General features: G+C 69.7%; 17 protein-coding genes. 8 read left to right on the forward strand and 9 right to left on the reverse strand.

Going from position 1 to position 15670, the window contains the following annotated elements:
* Nucleotides 1-24 precede the first annotated feature (24 nt).
* From FRZ32_RS02925 to FRZ32_RS02950, 6 genes are all read right to left on the reverse strand, one after another.
* The gene (locus FRZ32_RS02925) at nucleotides 25-1440 is read right to left on the reverse strand and encodes a UDP-N-acetylmuramoyl-L-alanyl-D-glutamate--2,6-diaminopimelate ligase (protein ID WP_147042095.1); all 1416 of its coding nucleotides are present in this window, start codon (nucleotides 1438-1440) and stop codon (nucleotides 25-27) included.
* The gene (locus FRZ32_RS02930; RefSeq protein WP_147042096.1) at nucleotides 1441-3150 is read right to left on the reverse strand and encodes a peptidoglycan D,D-transpeptidase FtsI family protein; all 1710 of its coding nucleotides are present in this window, start codon (nucleotides 3148-3150) and stop codon (nucleotides 1441-1443) included. It lies immediately after the preceding gene.
* Entirely contained in the window at nucleotides 3150-3896 is a 747-nt protein-coding gene (locus tag FRZ32_RS02935) for a hypothetical protein (RefSeq protein ID WP_147042097.1), read from the reverse strand. Before FRZ32_RS02935 ends, FRZ32_RS02930 begins: the two co-directional genes overlap by 1 nt.
* Nucleotides 3893-4861, reverse strand: a complete 969-nt coding sequence (gene rsmH, locus FRZ32_RS02940) for a 16S rRNA (cytosine(1402)-N(4))-methyltransferase RsmH (protein ID WP_147042098.1) — start codon at nucleotides 4859-4861, stop codon at nucleotides 3893-3895. The genes FRZ32_RS02935 and rsmH overlap by 4 nt, the downstream gene beginning before the upstream one ends.
* A complete protein-coding gene (locus tag FRZ32_RS02945; protein ID WP_158635812.1) occupies nucleotides 4858-5337 on the reverse strand; it encodes a division/cell wall cluster transcriptional repressor MraZ in 480 nt (159 codons plus the stop codon). The genes rsmH and FRZ32_RS02945 overlap by 4 nt, the downstream gene beginning before the upstream one ends.
* Nucleotides 5338-5606: 269 nt before the next feature.
* A complete protein-coding gene (locus FRZ32_RS02950) occupies nucleotides 5607-5891 on the reverse strand; it encodes a hypothetical protein (RefSeq protein WP_147042100.1) in 285 nt (94 codons plus the stop codon).
* A 161-nt stretch (nucleotides 5892-6052) separates the two neighbouring features.
* On the opposite strand from FRZ32_RS02950, the gene FRZ32_RS02955 reads away from it, so the two are divergent.
* The 4 genes from FRZ32_RS02955 (at nucleotide 6053) to FRZ32_RS02970 (ending at nucleotide 9819) form a co-directional block, all read left to right on the forward strand.
* A complete protein-coding gene (locus FRZ32_RS02955; RefSeq protein ID WP_147042101.1) occupies nucleotides 6053-6418 on the forward strand; it encodes a hypothetical protein in 366 nt (121 codons plus the stop codon).
* Nucleotides 6419-6524: 106 nt separating this feature from the next.
* Nucleotides 6525-8720: a phosphoribosylformylglycinamidine synthase subunit PurL gene (gene purL / locus FRZ32_RS02960; RefSeq protein WP_147042102.1), complete on the forward strand. Its 2196-nt coding sequence runs from the start codon at nucleotides 6525-6527 to the stop codon at nucleotides 8718-8720.
* 89 nt (nucleotides 8721-8809) lie between these two features.
* Nucleotides 8810-9295, forward strand: a complete 486-nt coding sequence (locus FRZ32_RS02965; RefSeq protein WP_243445175.1) for a hypothetical protein — start codon at nucleotides 8810-8812, stop codon at nucleotides 9293-9295.
* Between the two features lie 89 nt (nucleotides 9296-9384).
* Entirely contained in the window at nucleotides 9385-9819 is a 435-nt protein-coding gene (locus tag FRZ32_RS02970; RefSeq protein ID WP_147042103.1) for a DUF3052 family protein, read from the forward strand.
* Nucleotides 9820-9821: 2 nt separating this feature from the next.
* Here the strand turns inward: FRZ32_RS02970 and FRZ32_RS02975 are convergent, their stop codons facing one another.
* The gene (locus FRZ32_RS02975; RefSeq protein WP_147042104.1) at nucleotides 9822-11042 is read right to left on the reverse strand and encodes an amidohydrolase family protein; all 1221 of its coding nucleotides are present in this window, start codon (nucleotides 11040-11042) and stop codon (nucleotides 9822-9824) included.
* 137 nt (nucleotides 11043-11179) lie between these two features.
* On the opposite strand from FRZ32_RS02975, the gene FRZ32_RS02980 reads away from it, so the two are divergent.
* The 4 genes from FRZ32_RS02980 to FRZ32_RS02995 all read left to right on the forward strand — a co-directional run bounded on the left by FRZ32_RS02980 (nucleotide 11180) and on the right by FRZ32_RS02995 (nucleotide 13763).
* Nucleotides 11180-11347 (forward strand): (2Fe-2S)-binding protein, encoded by a 168-nt coding sequence (locus tag FRZ32_RS02980; protein WP_147042105.1) that lies wholly within the window; start codon nucleotides 11180-11182, stop codon nucleotides 11345-11347.
* A gap of 142 nt (nucleotides 11348-11489) precedes the next feature.
* The gene (gene bfr, locus FRZ32_RS02985; protein ID WP_147042106.1) at nucleotides 11490-11969 is read left to right on the forward strand and encodes a bacterioferritin; all 480 of its coding nucleotides are present in this window, start codon (nucleotides 11490-11492) and stop codon (nucleotides 11967-11969) included.
* 68 nt (nucleotides 11970-12037) lie between these two features.
* Nucleotides 12038-12490 (forward strand): hypothetical protein, encoded by a 453-nt coding sequence (locus FRZ32_RS02990; protein ID WP_147042107.1) that lies wholly within the window; start codon nucleotides 12038-12040, stop codon nucleotides 12488-12490.
* A 10-nt stretch (nucleotides 12491-12500) separates the two neighbouring features.
* The gene (locus FRZ32_RS02995) at nucleotides 12501-13763 is read left to right on the forward strand and encodes a DUF418 domain-containing protein (protein WP_243445176.1); all 1263 of its coding nucleotides are present in this window, start codon (nucleotides 12501-12503) and stop codon (nucleotides 13761-13763) included.
* Between the two features lie 9 nt (nucleotides 13764-13772).
* On the opposite strand, the gene FRZ32_RS03000 is transcribed toward FRZ32_RS02995, so the two are convergent.
* Nucleotides 13773-14153, reverse strand: a complete 381-nt coding sequence (locus FRZ32_RS03000) for an Hpt domain-containing protein (protein ID WP_192901906.1) — start codon at nucleotides 14151-14153, stop codon at nucleotides 13773-13775.
* A gap of 137 nt (nucleotides 14154-14290) precedes the next feature.
* Complete coding sequence (der, locus tag FRZ32_RS03005) at nucleotides 14291-15652, reverse strand: ribosome biogenesis GTPase Der (protein ID WP_147042108.1); 1362 nt, start codon at nucleotides 15650-15652, stop codon at nucleotides 14291-14293.
* Nucleotides 15653-15670: the final 18 nt, after the last annotated feature.

The following is a 15670-nucleotide window of genomic DNA, read 5'->3' on the forward strand; positions in this document are numbered from 1 at the left end:
GGAGGAAAAAGGTCCCCGCGCCCCTCACGCCGCTTCCTCCCGCGCCACGGCGACGTCGTCGAAGGGCAGCACCTTGTCGGCCACGATCTGCCCCTGCTCATGGCCCTTGCCGGCGAGCAGGACCAGGTCGTCCGGCCCCGCCTCGGCGATGGCGGCGCGGATCGCCTCGCGGCGGCCGGCCACTTCGCGCGCGCCCGGCGCGGCCGCCAGGATCGCGGCGCGGATCGCGGCCGGGTCTTCGCTCCTCGGATTGTCGTCGGTGACGATGACGATGTCGGCGAGCCGCGCGGCCATCGCGCCCATTTCCGGCCTTTTGCCGACATCGCGGTCGCCGCCGGCGCCGAAGACGATGATGAGCCGGCCGTTCACATGCGGCCGCAGCGCCTCGATTGCGCTCTCGATCGCGTCGGGCGTGTGGGCATAATCGACATAGACCGGCGCGCCGGCCCGGGTGATCACCGCCCGCTCCAGCCGCCCGCGCACCGGATGGACGCGCGCGAGATTGGCGAGCGTCTGGCCGATCGCCCCGCCGGTGGCGATGACGAGACCGGCGGCGGTCAGCGCGTTGGCGGCCTGATAGGCGCCGATCAAGGCGAGGTTGACGGTGTAGCTCCTGCCCTCCGCCTCGATCCCGAGCTTCTGGCCGAGCGGCGTCGTCTCGCGCGAGACCAGCTTCAGCGTCTCGCCGTTGCGGCCGACCGTGATCGTCCTCAGCCCCCGCGCCCTCGCGCGCGCCAGCACCTCGGCCGATTTCGGGTCGTCCATCCAGATGACGGCGGTGCCGTCGGCGTCCACCACCTCGTCGAAGAGCCGCATCTTGGCCTCGAAATAGGCCTCCATCGTCTCGTGATAGTCGAGATGGTCGCGGCTGAAATTGGTGAAGGCCGCCGCCTTCACTGGCAGGCCCTCGGTGCGATATTGCGACAGGCCGTGGCTCGATGCCTCGAACGCGGCATGGGTGATCCCCATCCGCTCGAGCCCCGCCATGTTGGACAGGAAGGTCACGATGTCGGGCGTGGTGAGCCCGGTCGTCACCTGCTCGTCCGACGTGGTGACGCCAAGCGTGCCGATGCTGGCCGACGGATGGCCGGCCATCCGCCACAGCTGGCGGACGAGCTCGACATTGGAGGTCTTGCCGTTCGTGCCCGTGACCGCGACGACCGTCCCGGGGAACGGCCGGAAGAATGTCGCGGCGAGCCGCGCGAAGGTCCGCCGCGGCTCCTCGGCCGCGATCCGCGCGGCGCCCTCGACCGCAACGTCAGGCCGCGCGACCACCGCGATCGCGCCGGCGGCGACGGCGTCGGCGATGAAATCCTCGCCATTGAATCGCGCGCCGCGAAAGGCGCCGAACACGGTGCCGGGGGCGACCTTGCGATGATCGATGGCAAAGCCGGTGACGAGATCGCCCTCGTCACCGCCGGTCAGCGCGCCGAGCTTCATTTACTGGACCGTCGGCGAAGGCTCGGCGCCGGCGACCAGCGGCATCAGCTCCGAAACATCGATATCGCGGCGTTCATCCGGGATCACGCCGAGCAACGGCCCGATCCGCTGGACCACGCGGGCGACCACCGGCGCCGACGTCCATGCGGCCGTCGTCACGCCGTGATTCGCCGCGGTGCCTCTGGGTGCGTCCATCATGACGAGCACCACATAGCGTGGCTGATCCATAGGGAAAGCCGCCGCGAAGGTAGATACGTTGACGTGACGATTATATCCGCCGCCCGCCGCGACCTTCTCGGCCGTGCCGGTCTTGCCGCCGATGCGGAATCCCGGGACGTTGGCGTTGCGGCCGGTGCCGCGAAGCACGATCATGCGCAGCAGCTGGCGCATCCGTGCGCTCGTCGCCTCGGAAAAGACGCGCCGGCCCTCCGCCTCATGGCCGGGATCGACTCGAAGCAGCGTCGCCGGCCGCCAGATGCCGCCGTTGACCAGCGCGCAATAAGCGGTGGCGAGGTGGAGCGGCGTGATCGCGATGCCGTGGCCGAAGCCGCTGGTCAGCACCGTCGCCCGGCCCCAGTCGCGCGGCCACAAGGTCCGGCTGCGCTCGCGGATCTCGATGTCGGCCGGCCGGTCGAAGCCGAGCGCGCGGAAGGCATGTTCCATCCGCTCGGCGCCCATCGCGTCGGCGATCCGCGCGGAGGCGATGTTGGAGGAATGGACGAGGATTTCCGGAATGGTGAGCGAACGCCCCATCGGCTCGTCGTCGTGGATCCGGAACCGGCCGATCGGCAGCGGCGCCGACGCGTCCCAGCGCTGGCTCATCGAGGTGACGACCCCGGCCTCCAGCGCCGAGGCGACGGTGATCGGCTTGAACGTCGAGCCGAGCTCGTAAACGCCCATCGTCGCGCGGTTGTAGAGCGCGCTCGGATCGGACTGACCGGCGGCATTGGGGTTGAAGGTCGGGGCGGAGGCCATCGCCACGACCTCGCCGGTATGCACATCCATGATGATGCCGGTGCCGCCCTCGGCGCTCATCCCGGTCACCGCCTGGTCGAGCTCGCTCTCCAGCGCCGCCTGGACGCGGCTGTCGATCGACAGCGCCAGCGGGGCGCCGCGCAGCCGCGGATCGGTGAGCCTCGGCTCCATCGCCCGCTCGATCCCGGCGACGCCATGGCCGTCCGCGTCGACCCAGCCGAGGACATGGCCGGCGAGCGCGGTCTGCGGGTAGAGGCGCTCGGGCTCGCGGTTGAAGACGATGCCGGGTTCCCCGAGCGCGTTCACACGCTGGACCAGCTCCGGCACCGCGCGCCGGGCGAGGTAGTGATAGTTCGCGCCCGAATTGAGGATCGCGAGATAATCGGCGGCGCTCCGCCCAGGCATCAGCGCATGGAGCCGCTCGGCAAGCTGCGCCTTGTTGGCGATCACGTTGCGCGGATGGACGCCGATCGACCACGCCTCGATCGTCTGCGCGAGCGGCAGGCCGTTGCGATCGACGATGTCGGCGCGCGGCGGGATCGAGGCGTCGGCGACCGTGGTCGCGGCGTTCCGGTCGCTGAACGCGCCGAGCCAGACCAGCCTCAGCCCGATCAGCGCCGTCACCCCGACGAACAGCAGCAGCACCAGCATCAGCCGCTGGTGGGTCAGGCTCAGCCCCTGCCTCTGGTTGGCCGGTGCGGTGTCGTGAACGATACGGGCGGCGATCGTCGCCATCAGTCGCGGGCGCCTCCGCGGCGCTCGGCGCGGGCCTGGCGGCCAATCGCGCTCAGCGTGCCTTCGTCGAGGAGGGCGGTGGACGCGCGCCGCGCGGCGGCGGCCGGCGGCTGCTGGCGCGGCGCGGTCGCCGCGGCGGTGCGGACCGGCGCGCTCGCGCGGCGGACCGGGGCATCGGCGGCGGCCCGCGCGGGCGTCGTGCCCGTCGCGGTACTCGCGGGACGCCGGGTGCCCGTCTGGCCCACAGGTGCGTCGGCCACGGCCGGCTTGGCGACGGCGAGGGCGACGGCGGGCCGCGCGGAAAGGCCGGTGGTCAGGCTCGCGCGGTGGAGCAATGCCCCGGCTGGCGCGACATCCGCCGAGGCGAGGCGGACCGGGGCCTGCGGCTGGACTCGCGCTGGCGCGGTCTCGGCCGAAGCCATCCGCACCGGCATCGCATCGCCGATCTGCGGCGTGCGCGTGTCGAAGCGGGCCAGCGTCACCTGGCTGTCGATGAACTGGTTGGCGGCGGGCGCCGACAGCGCGAGCACGTCCGCGTTCCACTGTTCGAGCTGCTGAAGCCGCCCGCGCGTGCCGAGCTCGGTCTGGAGCGACCTGATCTGCTGGTGGGTCGCTGCGATCCGCCGATCGAGCTGGGCAAGCTCGGCGCGCTCGGCGGCGACGCGCAGCGACAGCATGTAGCAGCCGAGCGCGGCGATGCCGATGGCGGCGACCCATACGACGGAGCGGAATCCTCTGGCGATCATCGCATCGATCCTTCGACTGGAAGAGCAGGCGCGGCGGTGCGGCGCGCCGCGCGCAAGGTGGCGGAGCGGGCGCGCGGATTGGCCGCGCGTTCCGCTTCGCCGGGAGTGACCGGCTTGGCGACGGCCTCGAACGTCGGCGCCGGGCCGGCCGTGTCGGCGGCCGGAAGGTGACGCGATCCGGCGGGCCGGGCGCCGCTGCGCGCCTTCAGGAAGCGCTTGACGATCCGGTCCTCCAGGCTGTGGAAGGTGACGACGGCTAGGCGGCCGCCCGGCTTCAATACCTGTTCTGCGGCCGCCAGCCCGCCCTCGAGCTCCTTGAGCTCCTCGTTCACATGGATGCGGATCGCCTGGAACGTCCGCGTCGCCGGGTCCTTCTTCATGCCGGGATGATGGCCAGCCGCCTTGCGGACGATCTCGGCGAGCGCGCCGGTCCGCTCGATCGGCCGCGCCGCGACGATCGCCCGCGCGATCCGCCGCGCCTTCGGCTCCTCGCCATAATGGAAGAGCACGTCGGCGATCTCGCCCTCGTCGGCCGTGTTCACGAATTCGGCGGCGCTCTGGCCCTCGCGGCCCATCCGCATGTCGAGCGGCCCGTCCGCCTGGAACGAAAAGCCGCGCTCCGCCTGGTCGAGCTGCATCGAGGAAACGCCGATATCGAGCGTCACGCCGTCGACCTCGCCGACGCCGCGGTCGGACAGCGCCTGACGCATCCGGGAGAAACGCTCCGGCACAAGCGTCAGGCGCCCCCCGCTCGAAGCGGCGCGCGCCTGGCCCGCCTCGATCGCCTCGGGATCGCGATCGAAGGCGAAGACGCGCGCCACTCCCTTCTTCAGGATGGCGTCGGTATAGCCGCCCGCGCCGAACGTGCCGTCGACATGGGTCTCGCCCGGGGCGGGGGCGAGCGCGGCGACGACCTCGTCGAGCAGGACGGGGACATGGGGGCTCCTCGCGGCGGCGGCGGTCATGGCGCGATCCCCCGCTCTTCGAGCCAGTAGAGCGCGATCTCGCGCAGGTTCGCGCCGCCCTCGTGCGCGGCGACGCGGGGGTTCCAGACTTCGAAGGTTGCGCCGACGCCGACGAACAGCGCCAGGTCCTCGATCTTGCCCTTGGACCGCATCCGCTGGGGCAGGATGATGCGGCCGGAGCTGTCGTAGGGCGCTTCCTCGGCGGCGCCGAAGGCACGGTGCGCGCGCTCGAAATGGGCGGTCGGGTCGGTGCCTTCCTCGGCCAGGCGACGGCGCTCGTTCTCGGCGTAGATCTCCGCGTCGAAATTGGAATCATAGCCGACGAGGCACGGATAGGCTTCGTGCGGGGCAAGCACGATCAGCCGTTCATCGGACCGTCGCTCGATCTTGGCGCGGATGAAGGCAGGCACGGACAGACGCCCCTTGGCGTCCACCGCGTTGAGCGCATTCCCACGAAAGAGATGCTCGACCGCCACCCTTAAGCCCGTCCCTGAGACACGGGCGCCCCGTTCGCGGACGCGCCATCGCGCCTCCACGCCGCCTTCGGCTTGAACAGGAATGCCCCTTACTAACCAGCCGTGGATAAACCAACGGGCATGGGATTGGAAGGGTTTTTCATGCCATTTTCAGGGATTTCATGCCTCAAGAGCGGGAACAGGCAAGATTTTCCCTCTTTGTTCTTCATGCAGTTCACGCGATGTTCGGGCACGGCGGCTGTGGATAAGTCCGTGAAAAGTCTCGCGGCTCAGCGACTCGGCGCGGGCTGGGACGGGCGGCTCGCGGCGGCCGCCGCGGCGGCGGCGCCGTTGGAATCGGCATTGCCGGGGGCGACGCCAAGCTCGGCGAGCGGATCGGTGCGTCCCGCCGGCTGGGCCGGCTGGGCGGCGGGGTTCACGCCGTTGCGCTGCTGCTCGATCAGATTGGGGGTCAGCGGCGCCTCGCCGGCCGGATTGCGGGTGAAGACCGCCGCGAGCAGCACGACAAGGAACACGAACGCAAGGCCGGTCAACCCGATCCGCACCCGCTGCATCACCCGCGCCTCTCCCAAGGCCTCCGACTCCACAAGACGCCACAAACGCGATGCGACGTTCGTCGACCAGAGCCTTACTCTCGTCGAATGCGGCCGCGCCGCGACATTTCGTAACAAAGTTTTTCTTGACGCGCCATGCTGCACTCGCGAAGGGGCTGGTCATGCACAAGACACGGATCCTCGCCGCCGCGGCGATTGCCGCGCTCGCCACTCTCGCGGCCTGCAACACGCAGCCGCAGGTGATCACCGTCAATCAGTACGATCCCCAGGCCGAGGCGCTCAAGAACGCCCCGCCGGTCGCGCCGCCGCCGATGATCCAGGCCAGCAAGACCTATCGCTGCGCGGACAACAGCCTTTATTTCGTGGATTTCTACACGAACAACACGGCGACGATCCGCACCAGCCAGAACGGCACGCCCACCCAGCTCAACTCGACCGACGGCCAGCCGCCCTTCACCGGCGACAATCACAGCGTCAGCGGCACCGGCGATCGCGTCACCATCAACGGCAAGTCCTGCCACACCTAGTCCGGCGCCAGGCGCCGAAGGAAACGGGCCGGTCCCTCGCGGGGCCGGCCTTTTTCGTGGGCTCGCACACTAGGCGCGCGCGTCTCGCGCGGCTATGCGCCGCGCCATGAGCGAATCCGCGATCACGCCCGCCATCGTCGCCGAGCACGGCTTCTCGCCCGAAGAATATCAGCGCGTCCTCCACGCGCTCGGCCGCGAGCCCAATCTCACCGAGCTCGGCATCTTCTCGGTCATGTGGTCGGAGCATTGCTCCTACAAATCCTCGCGCCTCCACCTGAAGAAGCTGCCGACGACGGGCCCGCAGGTGATCCAGGGTCCGGGGGAGAATGCCGGCGTCGTCGACATCGGCGACGGCCAGGCCGCGATCTTCAAGATGGAGAGCCACAACCACCCCTCCTATATCGAGCCCTATCAGGGCGCGGCGACCGGCGTCGGCGGCATCCTTCGCGACGTGTTCACCATGGGCGCGCGTCCGGTGGCCAATCTCAACGCGCTGCGCTTCGGCCGGCCGGATCATCCGAAGATGCGCCACCTCATCGCCGGGGTGGTCGAAGGGATCGGCGGCTACGGCAATTGCGTCGGCGTGCCGACCGTCGGCGGCGAGGTGAACTTCCACCCCGCCTATGACGGCAACATCCTCGTCAACGCGATGACGGTCGGCGTCGCCGAGACCGCGAAGATCTTCTATTCGGCCGCCTCCGGCGTCGGCAATCCGATCGTCTATGTCGGCTCCAAGACCGGCCGCGACGGGATCCACGGGGCGACCATGGCGAGCGCTGATTTCTCCGAGGACAGCGAGGAAAAGCGCCCCACCGTCCAGGTCGGCGATCCCTTCACCGAAAAGCTGCTGATCGAGGCCTGTCTGGAGCTGATGGCCTCCGACGCGATCGTCGCGATCCAGGACATGGGCGCGGCCGGACTCACCTCCTCCAGCGTCGAGATGGCATCGAAGGGCGGCGTCGGCATCCGGCTCGACATGAACAAGGTGCCGCAGCGCGAGAGCGGCATGACGCCTTATGAGATGATGCTGTCCGAAAGCCAGGAGCGGATGCTGATGGTGCTGAAGCCCGGCCGCGAGGCCGAGGCGGAGGCGATCTTCCGCAAGTGGGAGCTCGATTTCGCGGTGATCGGCGAGGTCACCGATAGCGGCCGGATGGTGCTCGAATGGAATGGCGCCGTGGTCGCCGACATTCCGCTCGGCCCGCTCGCCGACGATGCGCCCTGCTACGATCGCCCCTGGACCAGGACGGTGCCGCCGGCGCCGCTCGCCGACGCGCCGGAGACCGCGGACGCCGCCGCCGATCTCATGAAGCTCATGGGCTCGCCCGATCTCGCCAGCCGGCGCTGGGTGTGGGAACAATATGACCAGAAGGTCGGCGCCGACACCGTCCAGGCGCCGGGCGGGGACGCGGCCGTCGTCCGGGTCCACGGCACCGACAAGGCGCTTGCCATCACCACCGATTGCACGCCGCGCTACTGCCTCGCCGATCCGGTCGAGGGCGGAAAGCAGGCGATCGCCGAGGCGTGGCGCAACCTGTGCGCGGTCGGCGCGACCCCGCTCGCCGCCACCGACTGCATGAATTTCGGCAACCCGCAGCGGCCCGAGATCATGGGCCAGTTCGTCGGCTGCATCGAAGGGATGGCCGAGGCCTGCGAGGCACTCGATTTCCCGATCGTCTCCGGCAATGTCAGCCTCTACAACGAGACCAAGGCGGAGGACGGCACCGGCACCGCGATCCTTCCCACGCCAGCGATCGGCGGCGTCGGCCTGATCGCCGACTGGAAGAAGTCGGCCCGGATCGCCTTCGCCAATGACGGCGACGACCTCTGGCTGATCGGCAACGATCCCGCCCATCTCGGCCAGTCGCTGTGGCTTCGCGAAATTGGCGGGCGCGAGGCGGGGCCGCCGCCGCCGGTCGATCTCGCCGCCGAGCGCAAGGCGGGCGAGACGGTCCGCGATCTCATCCGCCGCGAACTCGTCACCGCCGTCCACGACCTGTCCGATGGCGGGCTGCTCGTCGCGCTCGCCGAAATGGCGCTGGCCGGCGGCATTGGCGCGAAGCTTCCCCCGGATTGCCCCGCCACCGCCGCCTTCCTCTTCGGCGAGGATCAAGGCCGCTACATCGTTGCGACCGCCAACTCGGATCCGGTGCTCCGCGCCCTCGCCGCGGCCGGCCTTGCCCACCGCTTCCTCGGCTCGGTCGGCGGCGATGCGATCACCCTGCCCGACGGCGCGGCGATCCCGCTCGCCGATCTTCGCCGCGCGCATGAAGGCTTCTTCCCGGCGCTGATGGGCAGCTGATCCACCCCGCCGTCGCGGCGAAGCCGGTCTCCATTGCCTTCGCGCGCGCCGCTGCTAGTCTGGCCCTGCAAAGGCCGGGGCTTGGGCCGATGCGCGCACATCTGCTGGAGACGCTCATGCTCAGGCCCATTCTTCTCGCCACCCTCGTCGCGGGCACGCTCGACATCCTCTCGGCCTTCGTCTTCGCCGGCATGGCGGGGATGACGCCCGTCCAGGTGCTGACCTTCGTCGCGAGCGGCCCCTTCCCCGCCGCCGCCCCCACGCCCGGCTGGGCCGCGATCGGGCTGGCCGTCCATTATGCGATCATGGTCTGCATGGTGATCGCCTATTTCCTGCTCGCGCCGCGCCGGCCGCATCTCCTTGACATGCCGATCCGTGCCGGCATCGCCTATGGCATCGTCCTGTGGGGGATCATGTACTGGATCGTCCGCCCGCTGCGCTGGCCGGAAATGCCGCTGCCGCACACGCTGTGGGGCATCTCCAACGCGCTCTTCTCGCATTGCGTGCTGGTCGGCATCCCGATCGCGCTGATCGCCGCGCGCCATTTCATGGCCCGCCGCTCCGCCTTCGCCTGAAACGAAAAGCTCGTCTTCTCGTTGGTCCGAAATGGGGTTAACCTTACCCGCCGGGCGCGCTCGCGCCTGGGGGGAACGAAAGACAGGTCATGCTGCCCAGAGCCGGCCACAGCGCGACGCCGCTCGCGCGCAAGCTGTCGTTGAAGAACGGCCTGCGCGTCTGGTGGGATGAGATGCCGTCCACCGTGCGCGCCGAGATCGAGAAGAGCGGCCTCTTCCTCCAGCACCTGATCTGGCCCGAGCCGCCGGTCGACGCCGCGCACATCTTCGTCACCGCGCGCGCCGAGCTCGACGTCCTCCGGCGCCTGCGCGCCGCGCTCGCGCCGGACGGCTTTGTCTGGGTGAGCTGGCCCAAGTGCGGATCGGGCGTCGCCGGCGAGGTCGACGAGGCGACGATCCGCGACGCGGCGATCCCGCTCGGGCTGGTCGATACCAAGGTCTGCGCGATCGACGCGACCTGGTCCGCCCTGAAGCTCGTCATCCGCAAGGAATTGCGCGAGCCCGACGCGCCGGCCGCGCGATGAGGTCAGTCGCCGGCGCGAAAGATCGCCCGGCCGTCCTTCAACGTCATCCACACATGGGCGAAGGCGGTCGTGTCGCGGGCGGGATCGCCGTCCAGCAGGACGAGGTCCGCCACCATGCCCGGCGCGATCCGGCCCCGCGATCCGCTCTGGCCGAAGCGGCGGGCCGGGGTCGTCGTCAGCGCCGCGAGGATAGCCCGCCAGTCGATCGCGCCGGCGAGCAGGCGATATTCGGCGCTGGTGTCGTAAACGTCCATGAACCCAGCGTCGGTGCCGAACAGGATGTCGCCGCCCGCTTCGGCGAGCGCACGCACCTGCTGCACCGCAATCGCCACCGGCGTCGCTTCGGCCGGATAATGTTCGAACAGGCTCAGCGTCGGGATCAGCGCCACGTGCCGCTGCGCGAGATCATGGGCGAAGTCCGCCGGCCAGGCCCCCATCAATGGCGCGCTGTGGGCAAGGATGTCGACGCCGTTCTCCACCGCGACCTGGACGCCGGCTCCGTTGGTCGGATGGGCGAAGACGGGCCTGCCGTGCCGGTGCGCTTCCGCCGCGATCGCCCGGACCTGCGCCGCCGGCATCACCAGCACCCCTGTCTCGCCGCCGACGATCGCGCCGGTGAACAGCTTGATCCCGTCGGCCCCTTCGCCCACCTGCCGGTCGACGCGGGCGACCGCCTCGTCCGTCGAACGGATTTCGGCCGAGGGAAGACGATGCTGGGCATAGATCGGCCGCGCGTAGACCGGCGTCCCGCCCGTCGGGTAGAAGGGCTCGCCGGCGGTCAGGATCTGCGGCCCGGCCACGCGGCCGTCGGTGATGCGCGATCGAATCTCGTTCGCGCCCGCCATCGTCGAGGCGAGATCGAAAATCGTCGTGAAGCCCCAGCGCGTGAACATCGCGGCGAGCGCGTCGCCGAGCGCCGCGTCCGAAGCCCGGTCGGGCGCGATCAGCAGGTCCGTGGTCAGGTGGACATGGCTGTTCCAGAAGCCGGCGGTCAGCACCTTGCCGCGCGCGTCGATCCTGTCCGCATCGTCCGGCACCGCGACGCCGCCGTGCCGCCCGACCGCGGCGATCCGCCCGTCGTGGATCAGCACGATGCTGTCGTCGATCGCCGCGGCGTCGGGCGCCGCATAGAGGCGCGCCCCGACCACCGCCACGTCGCGCGCTGCGGCCGGCATGGCCGCGACGAGCGCCGCCAAGGCGAGGAGCAAACGAACCCAGGTCATGCCGCGCGGGCCTACCCTCTCCCGCCCGGCGATGAAAGCCCGCCCGCGCCGCGAGGCCCCCGCCTGGCCCTCATGCGTCACCCAACCTGCACGAATCCGTATTGCGAATAGTTCGCATTATCGCTAACCCGAGCCCCATGATCGTTTGCGTCTGTAACGCGATTCGCGAATCCGAGGTGCGCGAGGCCGCGCGCAACGGGGCCTCCTGCCCGACCAGCGCCTATCGCTGCTTCGGGCGCAAGCCGCGCTGCGGCCAGTGCTTCTCCTTCGCGCGTGAGATCATCGCGGCCGAGCGCGCCGCCTGACGGGTCCGAGGCTGCCGCGCCGCTAACCCCTATTGAAACTGATTAGCAGTTTCGCGCGAATTTTTCGCGGTTTTCCGCCATTTCCGGGTGCCTTTTGAACCGCGTCGGCTTATGATCGGCCGGAGCTATCGAGGAGGCCGGCATGAAGGGCGACGCGCGCGTCATCGAACTGTTGAACGAGACGCTGAGGAACGAGCTCACCGCGATCAACCAATATTGGCTGCACTATCGCATGCTCGACAATTGGGGCGTGAAGCGGCTCGCCGAATATGAGCGGCACGAGTCGATCGACGAGATGAAGCATGCCGATACGCTCGCCGAGCGCATCCTCTTCCTCGACGGCCTGCCCAATTTCCAGATGCTCGGGCGCCTCCGCATCGGCGAGACGGTCGAGGAGGTGCTGAAGGCCGATCTCGATCTCGAACATGAAGCGCGCGAGCAGCTTCGCGGCGCGATCGCCCATTGCGAGGAGGTGCGCGACTATGTGAGCCGCGAGGTCTTCGAGCGCATCCTCGAAAGCGAGGAGGAGCATATCGACTTCCTCGAAACCCAGTTCGAGATGATCAGGCGGATGGGCCTCGAAAATTATATCCAGCTGCAGAGCAAGCCCGCCGAGGATTGAGCGCGCGCCGATGGCGGCCCCGCCGCGGATCGGCTAGGCTGGCCGCAGGTCTGACAAGGAGACGCTTCATGCTCACGCCCTCGTCCCTTCGCATCGCTCTGGCCGTCGCCGGCGCCATGATCGCGGTCCCCGCCGGGGCGCAGAATGTCGATATCCAGCCGAACGGCATCCAGGTCGGCTTTCCGGGCGGCAACTGCTCCGTTTATTATGATCGCGGCGGGCGCTTCCAGTCGGCCCGGCCGGGCTGCAATTCCGGCCAGATCCAGCGCGCCAACGCCGCGGTCGCGGCGCGCGTGCGCCCCAATTACGCGCCGGCGCCGGGCGGCGCGGTCGGCAATGCGCCGCGCGCCTTCGTCGCCTCGAACGGCGCGGGGCAGGTCGTCTATCCGCGCAGCCGCTGCACCGTGCGCTACCAGGCGTCCGGCGCGCGCATCCCCGGCCGCACCGCCTGCACCCGCAGCCAGCTGAGGACCGCCGACCGGCTGTTCCGGGCGGAGCGCCTGCGCCGCGGCTTCCGCTAAGCCGGCGGGCGTGACCGAGGCGCCGACGGCCGCGCCCGCTGGCGCGCGCATCGCCACGCTCGATATCGTTCGCGGCGTCGCGGTGATGGGCATATTGGCGATGAACATCGTCGCCTTCGCATTGCCTGAAAACGCCTATATGAACCCGCGCGCCGCCGGTTATGAGGGCCCGGCGGACATCGCCTCCTGGGCCGTCGCCTTCGTGTTCGTCGACGGCAAGATGCGCGGCCTCTTCTCCTTCCTGTTCGGCGCCTCGATGCTGCTGGTCGTCGAGCGGGCGGAGGCGGCGGGGCGCAGCGGCGCCGCCGTCCATTATCGCCGCATGGCCTGGCTGCTCGTCTTCGGCCTCGCCCATTTCTACCTTGTCTGGTCGGGCGACATCCTGTCGCTCTACGCGCCGATCGGCATGATCGCCTACGCCTTCTGGGCCTCCCGCCCGCGGCTGCTCATTGCCATCGCCATCGGCCTCCTCCTCTTCCAGTTCGCCTTGTTCGCGAGCTTGGCCGCGACGGTGTTCGATGCGGCGCGGGCCGCCGCCGCGCCCCATGCGGACGTCGACGCCTTGCTCCGCTGGCGGGAGATGCAGGCCGGCTCCGGCCTCTACTCGCCCGCCGAGCTTCGCGAGACCCTGGCCGTCTATCGCGGTTCCTGGTGGGGGATCGTCCGGCACAATTTCGACGAGAACGGCCTGGCGCCGGTGCGGAGCGTCCTCTTCATCGGCGCCGAAACGCTCGCCTACATGCTGCTCGGCATGGCCGCGCTGAAGACGGGTTTCCTCTCCGGCCGCTGGTCGAACCGCGCTTATGCCATCGCCGCGGCGATCGGCTTCGGCATCGGGGTGCCCGCTTATGCCCTGCTCGCCCGCTGGTGCATCGAGGCCGATTTCGCGGTGCCGGTGCTGGTGGCGGGCAGCCTTGCCGCCTCGGTCCCGTTCCGCCCGGCGATGATCGTCGGGACGGCGGCGCTCATCATCCTCGCGACCCGGGGCCACGGCCGGCTCACCCGCCGCATCGCCGCCGCCGGCCGCGCCGCCTTCACCAACTATCTCGGCACCAGCCTGCTGATGACCGCGATCTTCTACGGCTACGGGCTTGGCCTGTTCGGCCATGTCCGCCGCGTCGATCTGTGGTGGTTCGTGATCGGCGCCTGGGCGCTGATGCTGCTCTGGTCGAAGCCGTGGCTCGATCGCTTCGCCTACGGCCCGTTCGAATGGCTGTGGCGCAGCCTCGCGCGCGGCGAGCCGCAGCCGATGCGGCGGCGCGCGCCCGCCTGACCGCCTGCCCTAGAGCCGCCCGAAATCCTGGTTGCTCGCCGCGCGGCCGAAGCTCGGGCGGCGGGTGGCGAGCGGGTTGGTTTCCTTCTCCAGCCGCGCGATCGTCTCGTCATAGGTCGGGCGGAGCCGCGCGACGTGGGGCAGCATGTGATCGGGGAAGAGCTGGGATTCGAGCGCGCTGCGCGCCGCAAACTCGATCTCCTCGGCAAGCTGGCCGAGCAGCTCGGCGCCGAACTGGCGCGCTTCGGATTTGATCGTGTGCGAAGGGATGACGAGCGCGGCGGTGTCCTTGTTGTGCATCGCCTCTTCGATCTGGGCGACGGCCTTGGCGCCGTCCTCGCGGAAATAGCCGAGGATCCGCACGAAATTGGCGCCGAGCTCGGCGCGCATCTGCGCGAACTTGGTCCAGTCGATCAGCGCGCTGGTATCCACCTGTCCAATGTCCCTGTATCTTTGCCCGGCCTCTAGCGGAGCCAAGTAAACAGCGGGTTGACGATGGGACGAAATGAGGCCGCCGAAAATCGCCTCTATTTCGGCCGATAGGGGTTGCGCGGGGCGCGCGCGGCGAGGCGCACCGGCACGGTCGCGAAGCCGAGCTCGCGCTTGATCCCGTTCACCAGGTAGCGAAGGTAGGAGTCCGGCAGCTGGTCGACCCGGGTCCCGAACAGGACGAAGCTGGGCGGCCGCGTGCCGACCTGGGTGATGTAGCGCAGCTTGATCCTCTTGCCGCCCGGCGCGGGCGGCGGATTCTTCTCGATCGCGCCCTCGAACCAGCGGTTGAGCTGGCCGGTCGAGACACGGGCCGACCAGGTCGCGCGCAGCGCCAGCGCCGCCTCGACAAGCGCGTCGATGCCCTTCCCGGTCTTGCCGGAAACGGTGAGCAACGGCAGGCCGCGGGCCTGGCTCAATCCCTCGTCCAGCGCGGCGCGTATCCCCTGGAACAGCCCGCCCGGATTTTCCGCGACGTCCCATTTGTTGATCGCGACGATCAGCGCCCGGCCTTCCTGCAGGACGGCATCGGCGATCCTGAGGTCCTGCGCCTCGAGCCCGCGCGTGCCATCGAGCAGCAGCACGACGACCTCGGCGAAGTCCACCGCGCGGCGCGCATCGGCGACCGACAGCTTTTCGAGCTTGTCCTCCACCTTGGCGCGCTTGCGCATCCCGGCCGTGTCGATCAGCCGCACCGCATGGTCGACGCCTTCGCGATCGCGCCAGCTCCAGTCGATCGCGATCGAATCGCGGGTGATCCCCGCTTCCGGCCCGGTGATGAGCCGGTCCTGGCCCAGCATCGCGTTGACCAGCGTCGATTTGCCGGCATTGGGCCGCCCGACGATGGCGAGCTTCAGCGGCGCGGCGCGATCCGCTTCGCCCTCCTCCTCGTCTGTCTCGCGCTCCAGATGCGGCAGCAATTGCTCGAACAGGTCGGCGATCCCCTCGCCATGTTCGGCGCTGATCGCGATCGGCTCGCCCAGCCCGAGCGAAAACGCTTCGATCAGCCCGGCCTCCCCCGATCGCCCCTCCGCCTTGTTGGCGGCCAGGACCACCGGCACGGTCTGGGTGCGAAGCCAGCGGGCGATCTCCTCGTCGAGCGGGGTCAGGCCGGCGCGCGCGTCGATCAGGAACAGCGCCGCATCGGCGCCGCGCACCGCCGCCTCGGTCTGTGCGCGCATCCGCCCGGGCAGCGTGTCGGGATCCTCGTCCTCATAACCGGCCGTGTCGATGACCCGGAATTCGAGGCCGAGCAGGCTGGCATCGCCCTCGCGCCGGTCGCGGGTCACGCCGGGGCGATCGTCGACGAGCGCGAGCTTCTTGCCCACCAGCCGGTTGAACAGGGTGGACTTGCCGACATTGGGACGGCCGACGATGGCAAGGACAGGCAGTCGCGACATGAATGACCTCATCCCCCT

This window comes from Sphingosinicella ginsenosidimutans (assembly GCF_007995055.1).
Classification (GTDB): Bacteria; Pseudomonadota; Alphaproteobacteria; order Sphingomonadales; family Sphingomonadaceae; genus Allosphingosinicella; species Allosphingosinicella ginsenosidimutans.